Genomic DNA, 15,483 nt, shown 5'->3' with positions numbered 1-15,483 from the left:
CCTGCGACTGGAGTTAAACCAGTTAGGTTAGTGTCATGCCCGACACACAAAAAAGCCGAGAGGACTAAAAAATCCTCTCGGCTTGCATTATATTACTGATATAGAAGAATCAGATTAGATTTCCTCGCTCCAGTCCTCCTGGCTCTTGCGAACGTAAGTCTGGTAGCGGAGCTTAGCCATCTTCTCTGCCTGAGAGAAGAGCTCATCAGCCTCCTTAGGGAATGCCTTCTGTACAGAGAGGTAACGAACCTCACCGAGCAGGAAGTCGCGGAAGTTCTCCCAGTTTGGAGCCTTTGAGTCGAGTGTGAATGGGTTCTTACCCTCATCAGCCAACAGTGGGTTGTAACGCCACAAGTGCCAGTAACCGCACTCAACAGCCAACTCTTCCTCGTGCTGTGAACGACCCATACCGCCCTTACGCTTCAAACCGTGGTTGATACATGGTGCGTAAGCGATGATGAGTGATGGACCTGGATAAGCCTCAGCCTCACGGATAGCCTTCAATGTCTGAGCATTGTCAGCACCCATAGCTACCTGAGCTACGTAGATGTAACCGTATGTAGTCTGCATCAAACCGAGATCCTTCTTACGGATACGCTTACCCTGAGCAGCGAACTGTGCGATGGCACCGAGTGGAGTAGACTTAGAAGACTGACCACCAGTGTTAGAGTAAACCTCAGTATCGAGTACCAGGATGTTAACATCCTCACCAGAAGCCAATACGTGGTCGAGACCACCGTAACCGATATCATAAGAAGCACCGTCACCACCGATGATCCACTGTGAACGCTTAACGAGGTAGTGATCCAAAGTCTTGAGCTCCTTGCAGATTGGGCAACCCTTCTCAGCGCAAGCAGCGATGAGAGGCTTCAACTCTGCAGCAGCCTCCTTAGAACCCTCAGAATCGTTCATGTTAGCAATCCACTTGTCAGCAGCTGCTACGAACTCAGCAGAAACCTTCTCGCTAGCCTTAGCCTCCTCGAGCAAGTGAGCGATGCGCTCCTTCATTTTCTTGTTACCCATTACCATACCGAGACCGAACTCGCAGAAGTCCTCGAACAATGAGTTGTCGAATGCAGGACCCTGACCCTTAGCGTTCTTTGTATATGGAGTAGATGGGATAGAAGCTGAGTAGATAGAAGAACAACCAGTAGCGTTAGCGATCATCTGACGATCACCGAAGAGCTGAGAAATCAACTTAACGTATGGAGTCTCACCACAACCAGAGCAAGCACCAGAGAACTCGAACAATGGCTGAGCGAACTGAGAGTTCTTAGGACTCTGCTTGATGTCAACGAGATCCTGCTTAGAAGCAACGTTGTGTACGAGGTACTCCCAGTTAGCTGCTTCCTTGACCATATCCTCTGCGTCAACGTTGAATGGAACCATTGTCAACGCCTTCTCACCCTTCTTACCTGGGCAGACGTCAGCACAGTTACCACAACCCAGACAGTCGAGTACTGAAGTCTCGATGCGGAAGTGCATGCCAGCCAAAGCCTTAGGTGCCTTAACATCCTGAGTCTCGAGACCCTTGATGCCTGCGAGCTCCTCATCTGTCAATACGAATGGACGGATAGCTGCGTGAGGACAAACGAATGAACACTTGTTACACTGGATACAGTTCTCAACGTTCCATACAGGTACGAATGCCTCAACACCACGCTTCTCGAATGCTGCAGTACCATTCTGCCATGTACCGTCAACTGTGTCGTGCTTAACGAAGTCAGAAACCTTCAAGAGGTCACCTGCCTGGCCGTTGATAGGACGAACGAGCTCCTTAACGAATGCTGGAGCGTTATCCTCCTTAGCCTCATCGTCAGCGAGGTTAGCCCAAGCTGGATCTACTGTCAACTGCTTGTACTCACCACCACGGTCAACAGCGCCGAAGTTCTTGTCAACAACGTCCTGACCCTTCTTAGAGTAAGACTTAACGATGAATGCCTTCATCTGCTCTACAGCGAGATCCAAAGGAATAACCTCTGTGATACGGAAGAATGCAGACTGGAGGATGGTGTTGGTACGGTTGCCGAGACCAATCTCCTGAGCAATCTTAGTTGCGTTGATATAGTAAACTGTGATGTTGTTCTTAGCGAAGTAACGCTTTACCTTGTTAGGGATGAAGTTAACCAACTCCTCGCCGTCGAAGATAGTGTTCAACAGGAAGAAACCGTTCTTACGCAAACCACGTGTTACATCGTACATGTGGAGGTAAGCCTGTACGTGACAAGCTACGAAGTTAGGAGTATTTACCTGATATGCGCTGTGAATAGGGCTGTCGCCGAAACGCAAGTGAGAGCAGGTGAAACCACCAGACTTCTTAGAGTCGTAAGAGAAGTATGCCTGGCAATACTTGTTGGTATTGTTACCGATGATCTGAACTGAGTTCTTGTTAGCACCAACAGTACCGTCAGCACCCAAACCGTAGAACTTAGCCTCGAACAAGTCGTCGCCACCCATTGGGATCTCCTCCTCTTCTGGGAGAGAAGTGAATGTAACGTCATCAACGATACCTACAGTGAAGTGGTTCTTTGGCTGTGGCAACTCGAGGTTCTTGAATACAGCAACGATCTTAGCTGGAGTTGTATCAGAAGAACCGAGACCGTAGCGACCGCCAACGATCAATGGCTTGCGCTCGTCATCGTAGAGAGCTGACTTAACGTCGAGGTACAATGGCTCACCCTCAGCACCTGGCTCCTTAGTACGGTCGAGAACAGCGATACGCTTAACTGTTGCTGGGATAGCCTTCTTCAAGAAGTCAACAGAGAATGGACGGAAGAGGTGAACTGCAACCATACCAACCTTCTTGCCCTGCTTGTTCAAGTAGTCGATAGCCTCGCGAGCTGGCTCAGTAGCAGAACCCATCAGGATGATGATATTCTCAGCATCCTCAGCACCATAGTAGTTGAAGAGGTGATACTCACGGCCAGTGATCTTAGTCATCTCCTGGCAGTACTTCTCTACTACCTCAGGAATTGCATCGTAGTAAGAGTTGCAAGCCTCACGGTGAGTGAAGAATGTCTCTGGGTTTTCAGCGGTACCGCGAGTAACAGGACGCTCAGGAGACAATGCACGGTTACGGAAGTCCTCGATGTACTCTTCCTTAACCAATGGACGGATGTCTTCCATATCCATCTCCTCGATCTTGTGGTACTCGTGAGAAGTACGGAAACCATCGAAGAAGTTAATGAAAGGAACCTTTGTCTCCAATGTAGCCAAGTGAGGAACTGCAGAAAGGTCCATTACCTCCTGAACAGAACCAGAGCAGAACATAGCGAAGCCAGTCTGACGACAAGCCATAACGTCCTGGTGGTCACCGAAGATACAAAGAGAGTGAGAAGCCAATGTACGAGCTGATACGTTGAACACGCAAGGGAGCAACTCACCAGCGATCTTGTACATGTTAGGAATCATCAACAACAAGCCCTGAGAAGCAGTGTAAGTTGAAGTCAAGGCACCAGCCTGAAGAGAACCGTGAACAGCACCAGCAGCACCAGCCTCAGATTCCATTTCCTGGATAGAAACTCGCTGACCGAAGAGGTTCTTACGACCTTTGGCAGCCCATTCATCTACATGCTCCGCCATTGGTGATGATGGAGTGATAGGGTAGATGGCAGCAACCTCAGTAAACATGTAGCTTACATGAGCGGCAGCTGTGTTACCATCACAAGTGATAAATTTTTTTTCTTTAGCCATTTTACTTTTAGATAAAATATTAAAAATGTTTTGTATACTTATTTTATTTTTGTCTTAATAGTCTTGCTTTGCTTTTATTTTTCCTTCGAGGTGTAAACTCTGAGACTTTTCTTCGAGACCTTTCTTGTTGCGCTTTCCTTTTAGTAAAGGAATCCCAAGAGCCAGAGCGGTATTCTGTTGTCCTTTCCCACCTCGGTGTTGTAACGGGCGTAGATGGTGTCGGGGTTATACCTTAATTTATTAGTAGCCTGGGCGTCGCATATGCGGAACTTCCTGTTACCGTCCACCATATAGAAATGGTCGTGTCCACCCTGATGCACCTTATGGTCTTTCCACATGGAGTTGACAAAGAATGTTTCCATCACTTCCTGTTCGTCTATCTGCAGGGGGAAGATGGCGTACATCAGATTAGGATTGTGCAACATCACCTTGGATGGCTTTTTGGGGAACTCTTGATTGTCTGGATAAATCATGTTGATGAGTCGTGCGTCTGCGAGATACTTGATGTAGTTCATCACCGTGGCACGGCTGGTCTCTATGCCTTCAGCCAACTGACTGATGTTGGGCGCCTTGGCTCCCCCTACAGCCAACTGGTAGAAGAGTCGCTTTATCTTAGTGAGGTACTTCAGTTCTATCTGTTTGATGAGCAGAATGTCCACCTCGGTCATCATATTCATGGTTTTGAGCAGGTTCTCGGTAAAGTTGCGCTGCTCCAGGAAGAAGGGATAGAAACCATGGTGCAGATAGTCCTTGAAGTATTTCATCGGACTCACCTTGGGCAGGATCTGCTTGATGATGTGCTCGTGGTTCTGCAGGATGTCCTCCAACTCGTATGGCTGGAAGTTGTTGCCTGTCTGCAGGTTGATGAATTCGCGGAAGGAGAAACCACGCAGGTTGTAACTCTTCACGATGCCGTTGAGCTCAGGATTCTCCTCTTTCAGTCGCATCACGCTCGAACCAGTAAAGACGATCTTCAGTTCGGGATAGAGGTCGTAGCAACGACGAAGTTCCTTGCTCCAGTCTGGCTGTTTGAAAACCTGGTCGATAAGCAATGTGCGTCCGCCCTGTCTGACAAAGTCGCCGGCAAAGTCGGCAATTCCACGTCCTTGGAAGTAGAAGTTGTTCATGTTCACAAAGAGACATTTGTGGTCATCAGCACCAAACTTTTCCTTGGCATATTGCAGTAGGAAAGTAGTCTTTCCGACTCCTCGTGTACCCTTGATACCAATCATGCGGTCGTTCCAGTCAATCTCATCCATCAGGGTGCGACGAACCGGAGCGTTGATGTGCTCGACCAGATATCGATGTGTTCTGAAGAAAGCCTCTTCCATGAGTTTATGTTCTTTCGTATTGTTTTTAATAGTGCAAAGGTAATATTTATTTTCTAAATTGCAAACTCAAGATAGCAAAAAACAACTTTTTTTTCATTATTTAGCACTAATCTAAGTAAAATGAGGCAAAATATAGCGAGATTTTAGTAACTTTGCACTCATGAAGTTGCATATTTTCAATCCAGACCACGATTTGGCGTTAGCTGCCAACCAAAAAATATTCACCGCACCCCATGCGGGTCGTCTCCTTCGGGGCGACCTGTCTTTCATTCCTGCCTTATGGGCTGACGATGGAGATTTGGTGCTGGTCGACGACATAGACAATGCCCGCGACAAGGTGCGTCATCTCTGCGGTTATGAGAACCAGGACAGGGTGGAGTTCGTCACCAAGTTGCAGTTGCAGAAGATATTTGCCGATACCATGTCGGTGGACAGCATTCATCCCTGGGGCTGGAATCTCTCGCTCAAGGAGGAGTTGCGCCGCATAGGTTGCCCTGACATAATGCTTCCTACCGATGAAACCATGCAAAAGATAAGAGAGCTGAGTTCTCGCCAATGGGCATCCACGCATCTGCAGAGCGACGTGAAGTTTGTGTCGAACCTGCAGGATCTTATCCTTCTGGTGCAGCAAATGCAGCGGGCTGTAGTCAAAGCTCCTTGGAGCAGCAGCGGCAGGGGTGTGCGCTATCTCACAGCTCAGATGTTGCAAGACCCAGGCTTCTCGCGCTGGGCTGAACGTATCATCGAAAAACAGGGCGGTGTCACAGTAGAGCCCTATTATAATAAGGTGAAAGATTTCGGTATGGAGTTTGAAGCCATCGACGGACAGATTGTTTATCGAGGACTGTCTCTTTTCCAGGTTGCGAAGAATGCCTATACGGGCAATGTGCTTGCATCGGAGGAAGAGAAGGAGGAAATGCTGCAGTCTTATGTCAGCCATGAGCAGCTGGAAGCTATCAGCCAGCATGTCTGCGAGGTGATGCAGCCTGCTCTGAAGGGAGTCTACAGCGGTCCGTTCGGAGTTGATATGATGGTGTGCGCCAAAGAGCCCGGAAGCAAGGATGTCTTTATCAATCCCTGCATCGAACTCAATCTCCGTCGCACGATGGGACATGTCGCCTTGGCTCTCAGTGGTCATGGTGAGCATCCTCTACGCATGATGCAGGTTCTCTTTGATGGTAATCGCTATCATCTGACTGTAAGAAAGATAGAGCAGAATACTAAACAAAATGTTTAATATGTAACTTCTTTCACCAAGCAATATGTTTAATACGTCATTTCTTTAAATAAATAAAATATCATTCAGATAAACAATTTTTTAACAAACTAAATCTTTTCATAACCAATGAAGAAAAAACTAATCGTATTATTTCTTGCATCGGCATCTTTAGGAGCCTTTGCTCAGACAGCCAAACCTTACGTGTCGCAGGTATGGAATCCGGACAATGGTAACGGAACTTATACCAATCCTGTAATTAATGCAGACTATAGTGACCCTGATGTGGTGGCGGTAGGTGATGACTATTACCTCACAGCCAGCAGTTTCAACTGTATTCCTGGTCTGCCCATCCTTCACAGCAAGGACCTTGTCAACTGGGAACTCATCGGACATGCTGTCACCAAGCTCCAGCCTGAGAGCGAGTTCGATAAGCCATCGCATGGCAATGGTGTGTGGGCTCCCTGCATCAGTTATCATAATGGCGAGTTCTATATCTATTGGGGTGACCCCGATTACGGTGTGTTCATGGTGAAGACCAAGAATCCAGCCGGCAAATGGGACGATCCAGTGTGTGTGATTCCTGGCAAGGGAATGATCGACACCTCTCCTCTGTGGGACGAGGACGGCCGTGTGTACTTGGTGAATGGCTGGGCCAATTCGCGCAATCGCTTCGCATCTGTCATCACTGTTCGCGAGTTGAATGCCGAAGGAACCAAGGCCATTAGCGATCCTGTCATAGTCTTCGACGGCAACGGAACAGAGAATCGCACTTGCGAAGGTCCTAAGTTTTATAAGCGCAACGGCTGGTACTGGGTGATGTTCCCTGCCGGAGGTGTTCCTACAGGTCATCAGATTGCCATGCGTTCCAAGTCGCCTTTCGGTCCTTACGAGGCTAAGAAGGTGCTTGCCCAGGGCAAGAGCAAAATCAATGGCCCTCATCAGGGCGGATGGGTTCATACAAAATACGGCGAAGACTGGTTCTTGCATTTCCAGGACAAGGAAGCCTACGGACGTGTGGTTCACCTGCAGCCAGTCACCTGGAAGGACAACTGGCCTGTGATGGGCAAGGTGCCAGCCAAGGGCTATTGTGGCGAACCTTACGAGACTTATAAGATGCCTAAGGCTGCCGTTCATGTGAACGTAAACCCTGTGGAGAGCGATGAGTTCAATGAAACTAAGTTGGGCCTTCAATGGCAATGGCACGCCAACTACCAGCAGTGGTATGGAATGCCAACCTCGATGGGTGTGATGCGCATCTATACCGACAAGAACGACGGAACCATCTGGCACACACCAAACCTGTTGTTGCAGAAAACTCCAGCTGACAACTTCACCGTCACCACCAAACTGCAGCTTACTGCCAAGGACCAGAACCAGATGGGCGGTATCATCATGATGGGCCTCGACTACACGGCATTGGTAGTCAAGCGAGTGGGCGCTGAGTTCCAGTTGCAGCAGATTACCTGCAAGAGTGCCGACAAGGGCAAGCCCGAGACTGTGAAGGTTCTCGATACGCTGAAGCCAAGTTTGGTAGACAAGATAGACTATCAGCCAGCCATTCACGAGCAGGCTTATATGCGAATGGTGGTACGCCAGGGTAAGATGCAGTTCTATTTCTCCCAGAATGGCAAGTCGTACAAGAAGGTGGGCGATGAATTTACCATGCGCGAAGGCAAGTGGATTGGAGCCAAGGTAGGACTCCTCGCCAAGGAGCCCGAAGGCAAGACCAACCGTGGTTGGATAGATGTAGACTGGTTCCGCATCACCAAATAATAACGTAAAAGCAAAAAAAGTTGAAACTACATCGAATATCCATATTGTTTGTCCCCCTCGTGTTGGGTGCGTGCTCTGTGAGTAAGCATGTTCCCGAAGGCGAATATATCCTTAACAAGGTGGAGGTGAAGAGCGACGATAAATCCTACGATGCTTCGTCGCTCAAACCCTATGTCCGTCAGAAGGAAGCCCCCAAGATCTTCTCGCTTTTCAGAAATCCCTTCAGCCGCAAGCCTGTCATCTTCGATACGTTGCAGGCACGCCTGTCGTGTCAGGACCTCCGTGTGGCGATGCAGAACCAGGGATTCCTGCAGGCAGGAGTCTCGCTTTTCACCACTACGAAGGGCAAGAAGCTCGATGCCCAGTATTTGTTGCATCCGGGAGAGCCATTCCGGATAGGTAAGATGACCTATGTGGTCGACGACGACGAGGTGCGCAAGGTGCTGAGTCAGGGCGATGAGAGTCAGCGCTTGCTGAAGCCAGGAATGCGTTTCAGTGTAGAGGCGCTCGATGCCGAGCGCAAGCGTATAGCAAGACTCTTGGCAGACAGTGGATATTTCCGTTTCAACAAAGACTTCATTCAGTATGACGCCGACACCATCTCCGGCGAGAAGGATATCGACCTGAAACTCCATCTCCTGAAGTACAAGGCAAGCAGCAACCAGCCTGCCACCGACCATCCGCGATACTGGATTCGTCAGGTCAACTTCTTGAGCAATGACAGTCTGCCCATCCATCTGCGCCATCAGGTGTTGCTCAACGCCACAGCCGTGAAGGAAGGGAAGCCCTACAGCGCTTCCGACCTGCAGCGTACGTACAACAACTTTGCCCGTCTGCAGGCTGTGAAGTATACGAGCATACGTTTCGTAGAAGTGCCCGACACCAATCAGCTGGACTGCAACATACAGATAAGCACCAATAAGCCCCACACCCTGTCGTTTCAGCCCGAGGGTACCAATACGGCAGGCAACCTGGGAGCAGCAGCCTCGCTTACCTATACCAACCGCAACCTGTTCCACGGCAGCGAACAGTTCAGCATCGAACTGCGTGGAGCCTACGAGGCCATCAAGGGACTGGAGGGCTACACTGACCAGAACTACATCGAGTATTCGGCAGAAGCCAAGTTGATGTTCCCGCGATTCTTAGCACCATTCCTGTCGAAGAGCTTCCGTAGGAGACAGACGGCAAGTTCTGAGCTCTCTGTGAGTTGGGACATGCAGAACCGTCCCGAGTTCTATCGCAGGGTGTTCTCTACAGCCTGGCGCTATCGCTGGGCAGAACCCAGACACCATCTCAACTGGCGCATCGACCTGCTCGATCTCAACTATGTGTATATGCCGTGGATTTCTCCTACCTTCAAGAATGACTACCTCGACGATGCAGACAATCGTAACGCCATCCTGCGTTACAACTACGAGGACCTTTTCATTATGAAGATAGGTTTTGGTATTACATATAATAATGGTATAGACGCCATGAGGGCAAATATCGAGACAGCAGGCAATCTGCTCAACGGAGCAGCCAAGGCGTTCGGACTGAAGAAGAATGGAGAGGGTCAGTACACCTTATTTAATATAGCCTACGCTCAGTATGCTAAGTTTGATTTCGACTACACCCATCTGATGCAGTTTGACAAGCGCAACGCCCTGGCGCTGCATGCAGGTTTCGGCATAGCCTATCCTTATGGCAACAGCCGAGTGTTGCCTTTCGAAAAACGATATTTCTCGGGTGGAGCCAACTCCGTGCGAGGATGGGGTGTAAGAGAGTTGGGACCAGGAAAGTTCAGAGGTACCGACGGTCGTATCGACTTCATCAATCAGACAGGCGATCTGAAGCTCGACCTGAATGCCGAGTACCGCACGTCTTTGTTCTGGAAGTTCCAGGGTGCGTTCTTCGTAGATGCCGGCAACATCTGGACCCTTCGTTCCTACGAAGAGCAGCCAGGCGGACAGTTCAAGTTGGATGAGTTCTACAAGCAGATAGCTGTGGCTTACGGCTTGGGAATACGTCTTAACTTCGACTATTTCATCCTGCGTTTCGATATGGGTATGAAAGCCATCAATCCCGCCTATGAGAACGAGCAGGAGCACTGGGCAATCATTCATCCACGACTCAGTCGCGACTTTGCGTTTCACTTCGCAGTGGGCTTCCCATTCTAACCATCCATCTTCCGTCTCTCTTTACCATGGGGAGGCAGAAGTTGGCTTCCTCTGTCAGTCGGGCAACCTTTCCTATGGTGTCCATCTGCAGAAAATCAGAAACCTTTATTTCTATTGTGGCAAGCGAATCATTGTCTTGCCATTCGATGTCGCCCAGTTCAATCTGGGCGTCTTCGTTTTTAGCACGCAGCGAGTCGACATCCGCCTGGTGCACATTGCTGGCAGCAAACCTCAGCCATTTCTCCGACTCGGGCGTGCAGTAACGCAGCGCTTTCTCGAAGTGCCAGTTGTAGTAGCTCACGGCGAAGGAGTCGGCATCCATTCGCAGTTGTTCCTCTTCGCTCAGTTCGTGCTTGCAAGAAGAACCTGCCATCATCATCATGCCGCTCACGGCAGCCAATAGGATCCATCGAAGATAAATTCTTCTTGTTCTCATATCAGTATCTTTTTAAATTAGCTTAAAAACGCCACAAAGGTAAGAAAAAACTTTGTAATTAGAATCTTTTTAGCTAACTTTGCATGAAAATAAAAATTAAGATGCTAAGATTTATTTCCTTCGGCAGCGGAAGTAGTGGTAATTGCTACTATCTTTTTACTGAGACGGATTCACTATTAATAGATGTGGGAGTAGGAATAAGGACACTGAAAAAGCACTTTCATAACTATGGATTGCGCTTCGAGGATGTGCACAACATTCTTATCACCCATGACCATGCCGACCATGTCAAGTCAGTGGGAAGCCTAAGCAATGATTATCACTTGCCTGTCTATACCACTCGTAAGGTGCATAGTGGCATTGAGAACAACTATTGTGTTCGCAAGAAGATCAATGGTGCCAATGTGCATGTCGTAGAGAAAGGTGTGCCCTTCGTGCTGGGTGAGTTTCGTATCACTCCATTTGGTGTTCCTCACGACAGTACCGACAATGTAGGTTATCAAGTGGAGTGTGGTGGTGTGACTTTCTGTTTGATAACAGATGTAGGTCATATCACTGATGAGATGCACGATTTTATAGGTCGTGCTAATTATCTTGTCTTAGAAGCTAATCACGATGAGGAGATGTTGAAGCAGGGACCTTATCCTCAGTATCTTAAAGATCGTATTCTTGGTCCTAATGGTCATCTGAGTAATACTTCATGCGGTAAGGCTCTGGCAGAGAATGCAACAGAAGCTTTGCGTCATGTCTGGCTGTGTCATCTCAGCGAGGAGAACAATCATCCAGAATTGGCACGCAAGACTGTAGAACAGATTCTGCGTAGCTATGGTATCGTGGCAGGCAAGGACTTCATGCTCGAAGTGCTGAAGCGCAAGACTCCCAGCGAAATCTATACATTGAAAGCGACAGAATAATGTCTGGATGTTTACCATTCATTCATCATGTGTCTTATTGCGGCAATGGGGTGATGCCATAACATACGGGGGCCTGCATAGCGCATAGCAGCCTGCATTTGTATTTTTCTGTCAGGCTTATAGCAGTGAATAGGACATTTTTTGCAAGTCGGCTTCTTCTCGCCAAACTTGCAATGCTCCAATCTGGTGTAGGCATAGTCGAGTAGGGCCGAACACTCCTCGCAAAGTCCTTCTTTCGTATGCTTCTTGCCATGGCAGTATATCTCCACCATTTGGCTTACCGTTTTCTTTTCTTGCTCTATGCGCGTCATGAGACTCCTTTGCCTTTAAAGCTTTTGTAGATAGCGGTCGGCTTCAATGGCAGCTTTGGCACCAGATCCTGCAGCTACAACTCCCTGACGGTAAACGGGATCGGCCACATCGCCTGCAGCAAAGATACCGGGCAGATTGGTGGTGGTAGTGCCGGGAACCACCTTGATGAATCCCTGCTCGTCGAGATCGATATGGCCCTTGAAAAGCTCAGTGTTGGGCTTATGACCAATGGCAAGGAAGAAACCGTCGATGGCAATGTCGAAGGCCTCCTCGTTGGGTTCGCCGAGATGACGTACCAGGTGGGCACCCTCTACACCGTTGTCGCCAAAGAGCCCCGTGGTGTTGGTTTCGAAGAGTATCTCGATGTTCTCCTTTTCCTTGACACGTTGCTGCATGATCTCAGCAGCACGCAGGAAAGGCTTTCTCACGATCATATACACCTTCTTGGCGAGACTTGCCAGATAGAGAGCTTCCTCGCAGGCCGTGTCTCCACCGCCCACAACAGCCACAGTACGCTTGCGATAGAAGAAACCGTCGCAGGTGGCACATGCCGATACACCCTGTCCCTTATACTTCTCCTCGTCTTCAAGCCCCAAGTATTTGGCTGTGGCTCCTGTGGCAATAATGATGGTGTCGGTTGTAAAAGCCTTACCGTCTTCGTCTTCCACACGATAAGGACGGTTCTCGAAGTCGATGTGAGTGATGCTTCCGTCGCGCATTTCTGTTCCGAATCGTTCAGCCTGTTCACGCATGTCCATCATCATCTGATTGCCGTCCACACCATTGGGATAGCCAGGAAAGTTTTCTACGATGGTGGTGGTGGTCAACTGTCCGCCTGGTTGCAAACCGGCATAAAGTACAGGTTTCAGGTCAGCACGACCAGCATATATGGCAGCTGTATAACCAGCAGGTCCACTTCCGATAATGAGAGTTTTGATATGTTCCATATTTTTGATTGAGTTTTATTGAATTCCTATTATTTTGTGAGTTTGCAGCGAGAGTTGCCATTCCGGGTGCTGCTTGATGTATTCGATGCAATGCTTCATGATGATGGCGTTCTGCTCATCGTTACCTGTGTCGCAAGGCTGCAGATACAGGTAGTCGGCCTTCAGATGGCAGCAGTCCACAGGATGCTTGTCGTCGAAAACGAGTTTCAGTTCGTTGGCATGAGGGAGGACGACAGCCACCTGAGTCTCTACAAAGGCCTTCTTTGGCGAACAGGTTATCCAGTCTATTCCCTGTGGCAGCAGATGCGTTCCGTTGGTCTCCACAGCCACATAGTAGCCAGCCTGATGCCATGCCTCAATGAGGGCGTCGTCGGCCTGCAGAGAGGGCTCTCCTCCCGTCAGCACGATAAACCGGCATTCACTTCCCGTGCGTAAACATTGCTCCACGATGTCCTGTGCCGTCATCTCCGTATAGTGTGTGAAGTCGGTGTCGCAGAAAGGACACGACAAGTTGCACCCACTCATTCTTACGAAGACGGCAGGTCTGCCAGTCCATCTTCCCTCACCCTGTAGTGAGTAGAATATCTCGTTGACTCTGTAAGTTTTCATTCTTTGTTGTCTGTGAATATCTGCAGTCAGTCAGTGTTACTTGACGATGAACTCTATACCCTTTATTTTGTTCTCGTCAATGACAGTAGCTGTGTTTCCTAAGCTTTCCTGTACGTTAACCTTGTAGCATGTGTCGAACTCTTCGACAATCCATTTACCGATATTCTCGGCAGTAGGGTTGAAGTCGAAAATCTCGTTGAGGTTGGCATGATCCATCTTGCTTTGTATGACTTTCTTGATGTGAGTGAAGTCTTCCACCATTCCGTCCTCGTTGAGTTTGTCCCTGCTGACGAGGAAAATTTCTAACTGCCAGTTGTGTCCATGCATGCGGCTGCACTTGCTTTCGTAGCTGAGCTGAAGCGAGTGGGCAGCGGATATTTCTAACTTTTTGGAAATACAGTATATCATATCTTGCTTCAATATAATCTAATAAACTTTGCAAAGATACATCAAATCGGTAAAATATCAAAATAAATGTGTGATTTAATTTTGTTAAGAGCCTGATTTTGTCAAATCTTCATGACAATGAATAAAAATAGTATCAATCTTTTCGTTACCTCAGAATTTTGCATTAACTTTGCAGAAATAAGCAGAAAAAGATACGCAAACCATATGAATAATATTAAGAAAATAGTCCTTACGGGCGGTCCTTGCGCAGGCAAGACCACAGCATTAGTACGCATCATAGAGCATTTCTCGGGATTGGGTTACAAGGTATTCACCATTCCCGAGGTACCTACCATGTTTACCCAGGCAGGTATGAACTATCTTACCGACAACGCCAAGTTCTTCAATGAGGGCGAGAAGGCTACGCTCCAGATACAGTTGGCTTTAGAAGACAGTATGATGCGCATGGCAGAGACGATAGACAAGCCTGTCATCATCGTATGCGACCGTGGTGCAATGGATATCTCTTCGTATCTCACTCCCGAGCTTTGGAACCGTATCATCGGAGAATTGGGGTATACCACAGCCCAATTACGCGACGAGCGTTACGATGCCGTACTCCATCTTGTTTCAGCAGCCGATGGCGCCGAGCAGTTTTATACCACGAGCAACAATGCCCAGCGCTTGGAGCGTGCCGACGAACATGGTTTGCAGATAGCCCGCGAACTCGACAAGAAGGTTATCAGTGCCTGGACGGGTCATTCTCATCTGCGTGTCATCAACAATCACGACGACTTCAACAACAAGTTGAACCGTGTTCTCAAGGAGATTAGCAATGTGCTGGGTATTCCTCAGCCCGTGGAGGAGGAGCGTAAGTACATTGTCGAGGTGACGGGCGATATAGCAGGAAGCATCGACAGCGACATCGTACAGACATATCTTACCACCGAACCTGGTTGCGAGGTACGTCTTCGCAAGCGTGTCTTCGATGGCAAGACGGTGTATGTACATACCACCAAGAAGTTGCTTTCTTCCAACGAGCAGATAGAGACGGAGCGCCAGATAGGTAAGAATCTCTACGAGTCCATGCTTCAGCAGGCCGATCCTTATCGTGTCACCATCCGCAAGCATCGCAAGAGTTTCATCTGGAAGGGTCAGTACTTCGAGTTGGATTCTTTCGAGTCTCCCGCTCCAGGATTAGTCATTCTCGAGACCAAGGGCATTGCGAAGCAAGAGAGTGTCAAGTTTCCTCCCTTCATCCATGTGAAAGAGGATATCACGGGCAATACACAATATTATAATTATAATATCGCGTTAAGGAAGTAGTTTTCTTGAGAAGTTAAATGAGATTATCAGGAGTTAAGGAGTTAAGGAGTTAAGACAACAGCCTTATTGTTTGAGTCCCCTGCTGATGATATTTTTTTAGTCAAGAAACGACGTACGGCGGTTGCTATGAGCTGCTTGGCCTTTCTGCAGCCCGTAAGCGATTCGTGTCCATGCGGTCGCATACCGCAAAATGCAGCTCTGCTGCTGGCGAAGACCTCTGATGGTCCGCCAACCATAGAATGAAATGGTTACGAGCGACGAGAAGGAGCGGTTTCCTCTTCTTCCCTGAGGGGAGAAGACCGAGATGAGAGGTGGACCCTCCCTTAAGGGTAAGGGAGGACTGGTGGGTTTTCGAAAAAAAACGAAAGAAAATCGAA

12 protein-coding genes are annotated in these 15,483 nt (G+C 48.6%); 5 read left to right on the top strand and 7 right to left on the bottom strand.

Annotated elements, in window-relative coordinates:
* Positions 1-114: 114 nt before the first annotated feature.
* Together nifJ and F7D20_RS00225 are read right to left on the bottom strand one after the other, a co-directional pair.
* A complete protein-coding gene (gene nifJ, locus F7D20_RS00230; RefSeq protein WP_158462281.1) occupies positions 115-3,693 on the bottom strand; it encodes a pyruvate:ferredoxin (flavodoxin) oxidoreductase in 3,579 nt (1,192 codons plus the stop codon).
* Between the two features lie 140 nt (positions 3,694-3,833).
* The gene (locus tag F7D20_RS00225) at positions 3,834-5,024 is read right to left on the bottom strand and encodes an ATP-binding protein (protein ID WP_022253040.1); all 1,191 of its coding nucleotides are present in this window, start codon (positions 5,022-5,024) and stop codon (positions 3,834-3,836) included.
* Between the two features lie 160 nt (positions 5,025-5,184).
* Here F7D20_RS00225 and F7D20_RS00220 point away from each other — a divergent pair, with 160 nt between their 5' ends.
* The 3 genes from F7D20_RS00220 to F7D20_RS00210 all read left to right on the top strand — a co-directional run bounded on the left by F7D20_RS00220 (position 5,185) and on the right by F7D20_RS00210 (position 10,175).
* On the top strand, positions 5,185-6,261 hold the full coding sequence (locus tag F7D20_RS00220) for a hypothetical protein (RefSeq protein ID WP_158462280.1): 1,077 nt from the start codon (positions 5,185-5,187) through the stop codon (positions 6,259-6,261).
* Positions 6,262-6,369: 108 nt separating this feature from the next.
* Positions 6,370-8,016, top strand: a complete 1,647-nt coding sequence (locus tag F7D20_RS00215; RefSeq protein WP_158462279.1) for a glycoside hydrolase family 43 protein — start codon at positions 6,370-6,372, stop codon at positions 8,014-8,016.
* Positions 8,017-8,036: 20 nt separating this feature from the next.
* Complete coding sequence (locus F7D20_RS00210) at positions 8,037-10,175, top strand: BamA/TamA family outer membrane protein (RefSeq protein ID WP_158462278.1); 2,139 nt, start codon at positions 8,037-8,039, stop codon at positions 10,173-10,175.
* Here the strand turns inward: F7D20_RS00210 and F7D20_RS00205 are convergent.
* Complete coding sequence (locus F7D20_RS00205; RefSeq protein ID WP_158462277.1) at positions 10,129-10,611, bottom strand: hypothetical protein; 483 nt, start codon at positions 10,609-10,611, stop codon at positions 10,129-10,131. The genes F7D20_RS00210 and F7D20_RS00205 overlap by 47 nt on opposite strands.
* 101 nt (positions 10,612-10,712) lie before the next feature.
* Here F7D20_RS00205 and F7D20_RS00200 point away from each other — a divergent pair, with 101 nt between their 5' ends.
* Positions 10,713-11,525: an MBL fold metallo-hydrolase gene (locus tag F7D20_RS00200; RefSeq protein WP_158462276.1), complete on the top strand. Its 813-nt coding sequence runs from the start codon at positions 10,713-10,715 to the stop codon at positions 11,523-11,525.
* 11 nt (positions 11,526-11,536) lie between these two features.
* Here F7D20_RS00200 and F7D20_RS00195 read toward each other — a convergent pair whose 3' ends face one another.
* The 4 genes from F7D20_RS00195 to F7D20_RS00180 are packed head-to-tail and all read right to left on the bottom strand — an operon-like array spanning position 11,537 to position 13,798.
* A complete protein-coding gene (locus tag F7D20_RS00195; RefSeq protein WP_158462275.1) occupies positions 11,537-11,836 on the bottom strand; it encodes a nitrous oxide-stimulated promoter family protein in 300 nt (99 codons plus the stop codon).
* Between the two features lie 15 nt (positions 11,837-11,851).
* Positions 11,852-12,784 (bottom strand): thioredoxin-disulfide reductase, encoded by a 933-nt coding sequence (gene trxB / locus F7D20_RS00190; protein ID WP_158462274.1) that lies wholly within the window; start codon positions 12,782-12,784, stop codon positions 11,852-11,854.
* Positions 12,785-12,799: 15 nt separating this feature from the next.
* Positions 12,800-13,393, bottom strand: coding sequence for a 7-carboxy-7-deazaguanine synthase QueE (locus tag F7D20_RS00185; RefSeq protein ID WP_158462273.1), 594 nt, complete (start codon positions 13,391-13,393; stop codon positions 12,800-12,802).
* 36 nt (positions 13,394-13,429) lie between these two features.
* Positions 13,430-13,798: a 6-pyruvoyl trahydropterin synthase family protein gene (locus tag F7D20_RS00180; RefSeq protein WP_367383899.1), complete on the bottom strand. Its 369-nt coding sequence runs from the start codon at positions 13,796-13,798 to the stop codon at positions 13,430-13,432.
* Positions 13,799-14,005: 207 nt separating this feature from the next.
* Between F7D20_RS00180 and F7D20_RS00175 the strand changes: the two genes are divergently transcribed.
* The gene (locus F7D20_RS00175; RefSeq protein WP_158462271.1) at positions 14,006-15,106 is read left to right on the top strand and encodes an AAA family ATPase; all 1,101 of its coding nucleotides are present in this window, start codon (positions 14,006-14,008) and stop codon (positions 15,104-15,106) included.
* Positions 15,107-15,483 lie beyond the last annotated feature (377 nt).

The organism is Segatella copri (assembly GCF_009495355.1).
GTDB lineage: Bacteria > Bacteroidota > Bacteroidia > Bacteroidales > Bacteroidaceae > Prevotella.
This window is presented reverse-complemented; position numbering and strand designations above follow the sequence as displayed.

Excerpts from the sequence above, each read along its gene's own strand:
- F7D20_RS00185 (WP_158462273.1), bottom strand. The coding sequence starts at position 13,393 with ATGAAAACTTACAGAGTCAACGAGATATTCTACTCACTACAGGGTGAG.
- F7D20_RS00220 (WP_158462280.1), top strand. The coding sequence starts at position 5,185 with ATGAAGTTGCATATTTTCAATCCAGACCACGATTTGGCGTTAGCTGCC.
- F7D20_RS00200 (WP_158462276.1), top strand. The coding sequence starts at position 10,713 with ATGCTAAGATTTATTTCCTTCGGCAGCGGAAGTAGTGGTAATTGCTAC.
- F7D20_RS00205 (WP_158462277.1), bottom strand. The coding sequence starts at position 10,611 with ATGAGAACAAGAAGAATTTATCTTCGATGGATCCTATTGGCTGCCGTG.
- F7D20_RS00215 (WP_158462279.1), top strand. The coding sequence starts at position 6,370 with ATGAAGAAAAAACTAATCGTATTATTTCTTGCATCGGCATCTTTAGGA.
- F7D20_RS00195 (WP_158462275.1), bottom strand. The coding sequence starts at position 11,836 with ATGACGCGCATAGAGCAAGAAAAGAAAACGGTAAGCCAAATGGTGGAG.
- F7D20_RS00225 (WP_022253040.1), bottom strand. The coding sequence starts at position 5,024 with ATGGAAGAGGCTTTCTTCAGAACACATCGATATCTGGTCGAGCACATC.
- trxB (WP_158462274.1), bottom strand. The coding sequence starts at position 12,784 with ATGGAACATATCAAAACTCTCATTATCGGAAGTGGACCTGCTGGTTAT.
- F7D20_RS00175 (WP_158462271.1), top strand. The coding sequence starts at position 14,006 with ATGAATAATATTAAGAAAATAGTCCTTACGGGCGGTCCTTGCGCAGGC.
- nifJ (WP_158462281.1), bottom strand. The coding sequence starts at position 3,693 with ATGGCTAAAGAAAAAAAATTTATCACTTGTGATGGTAACACAGCTGCC.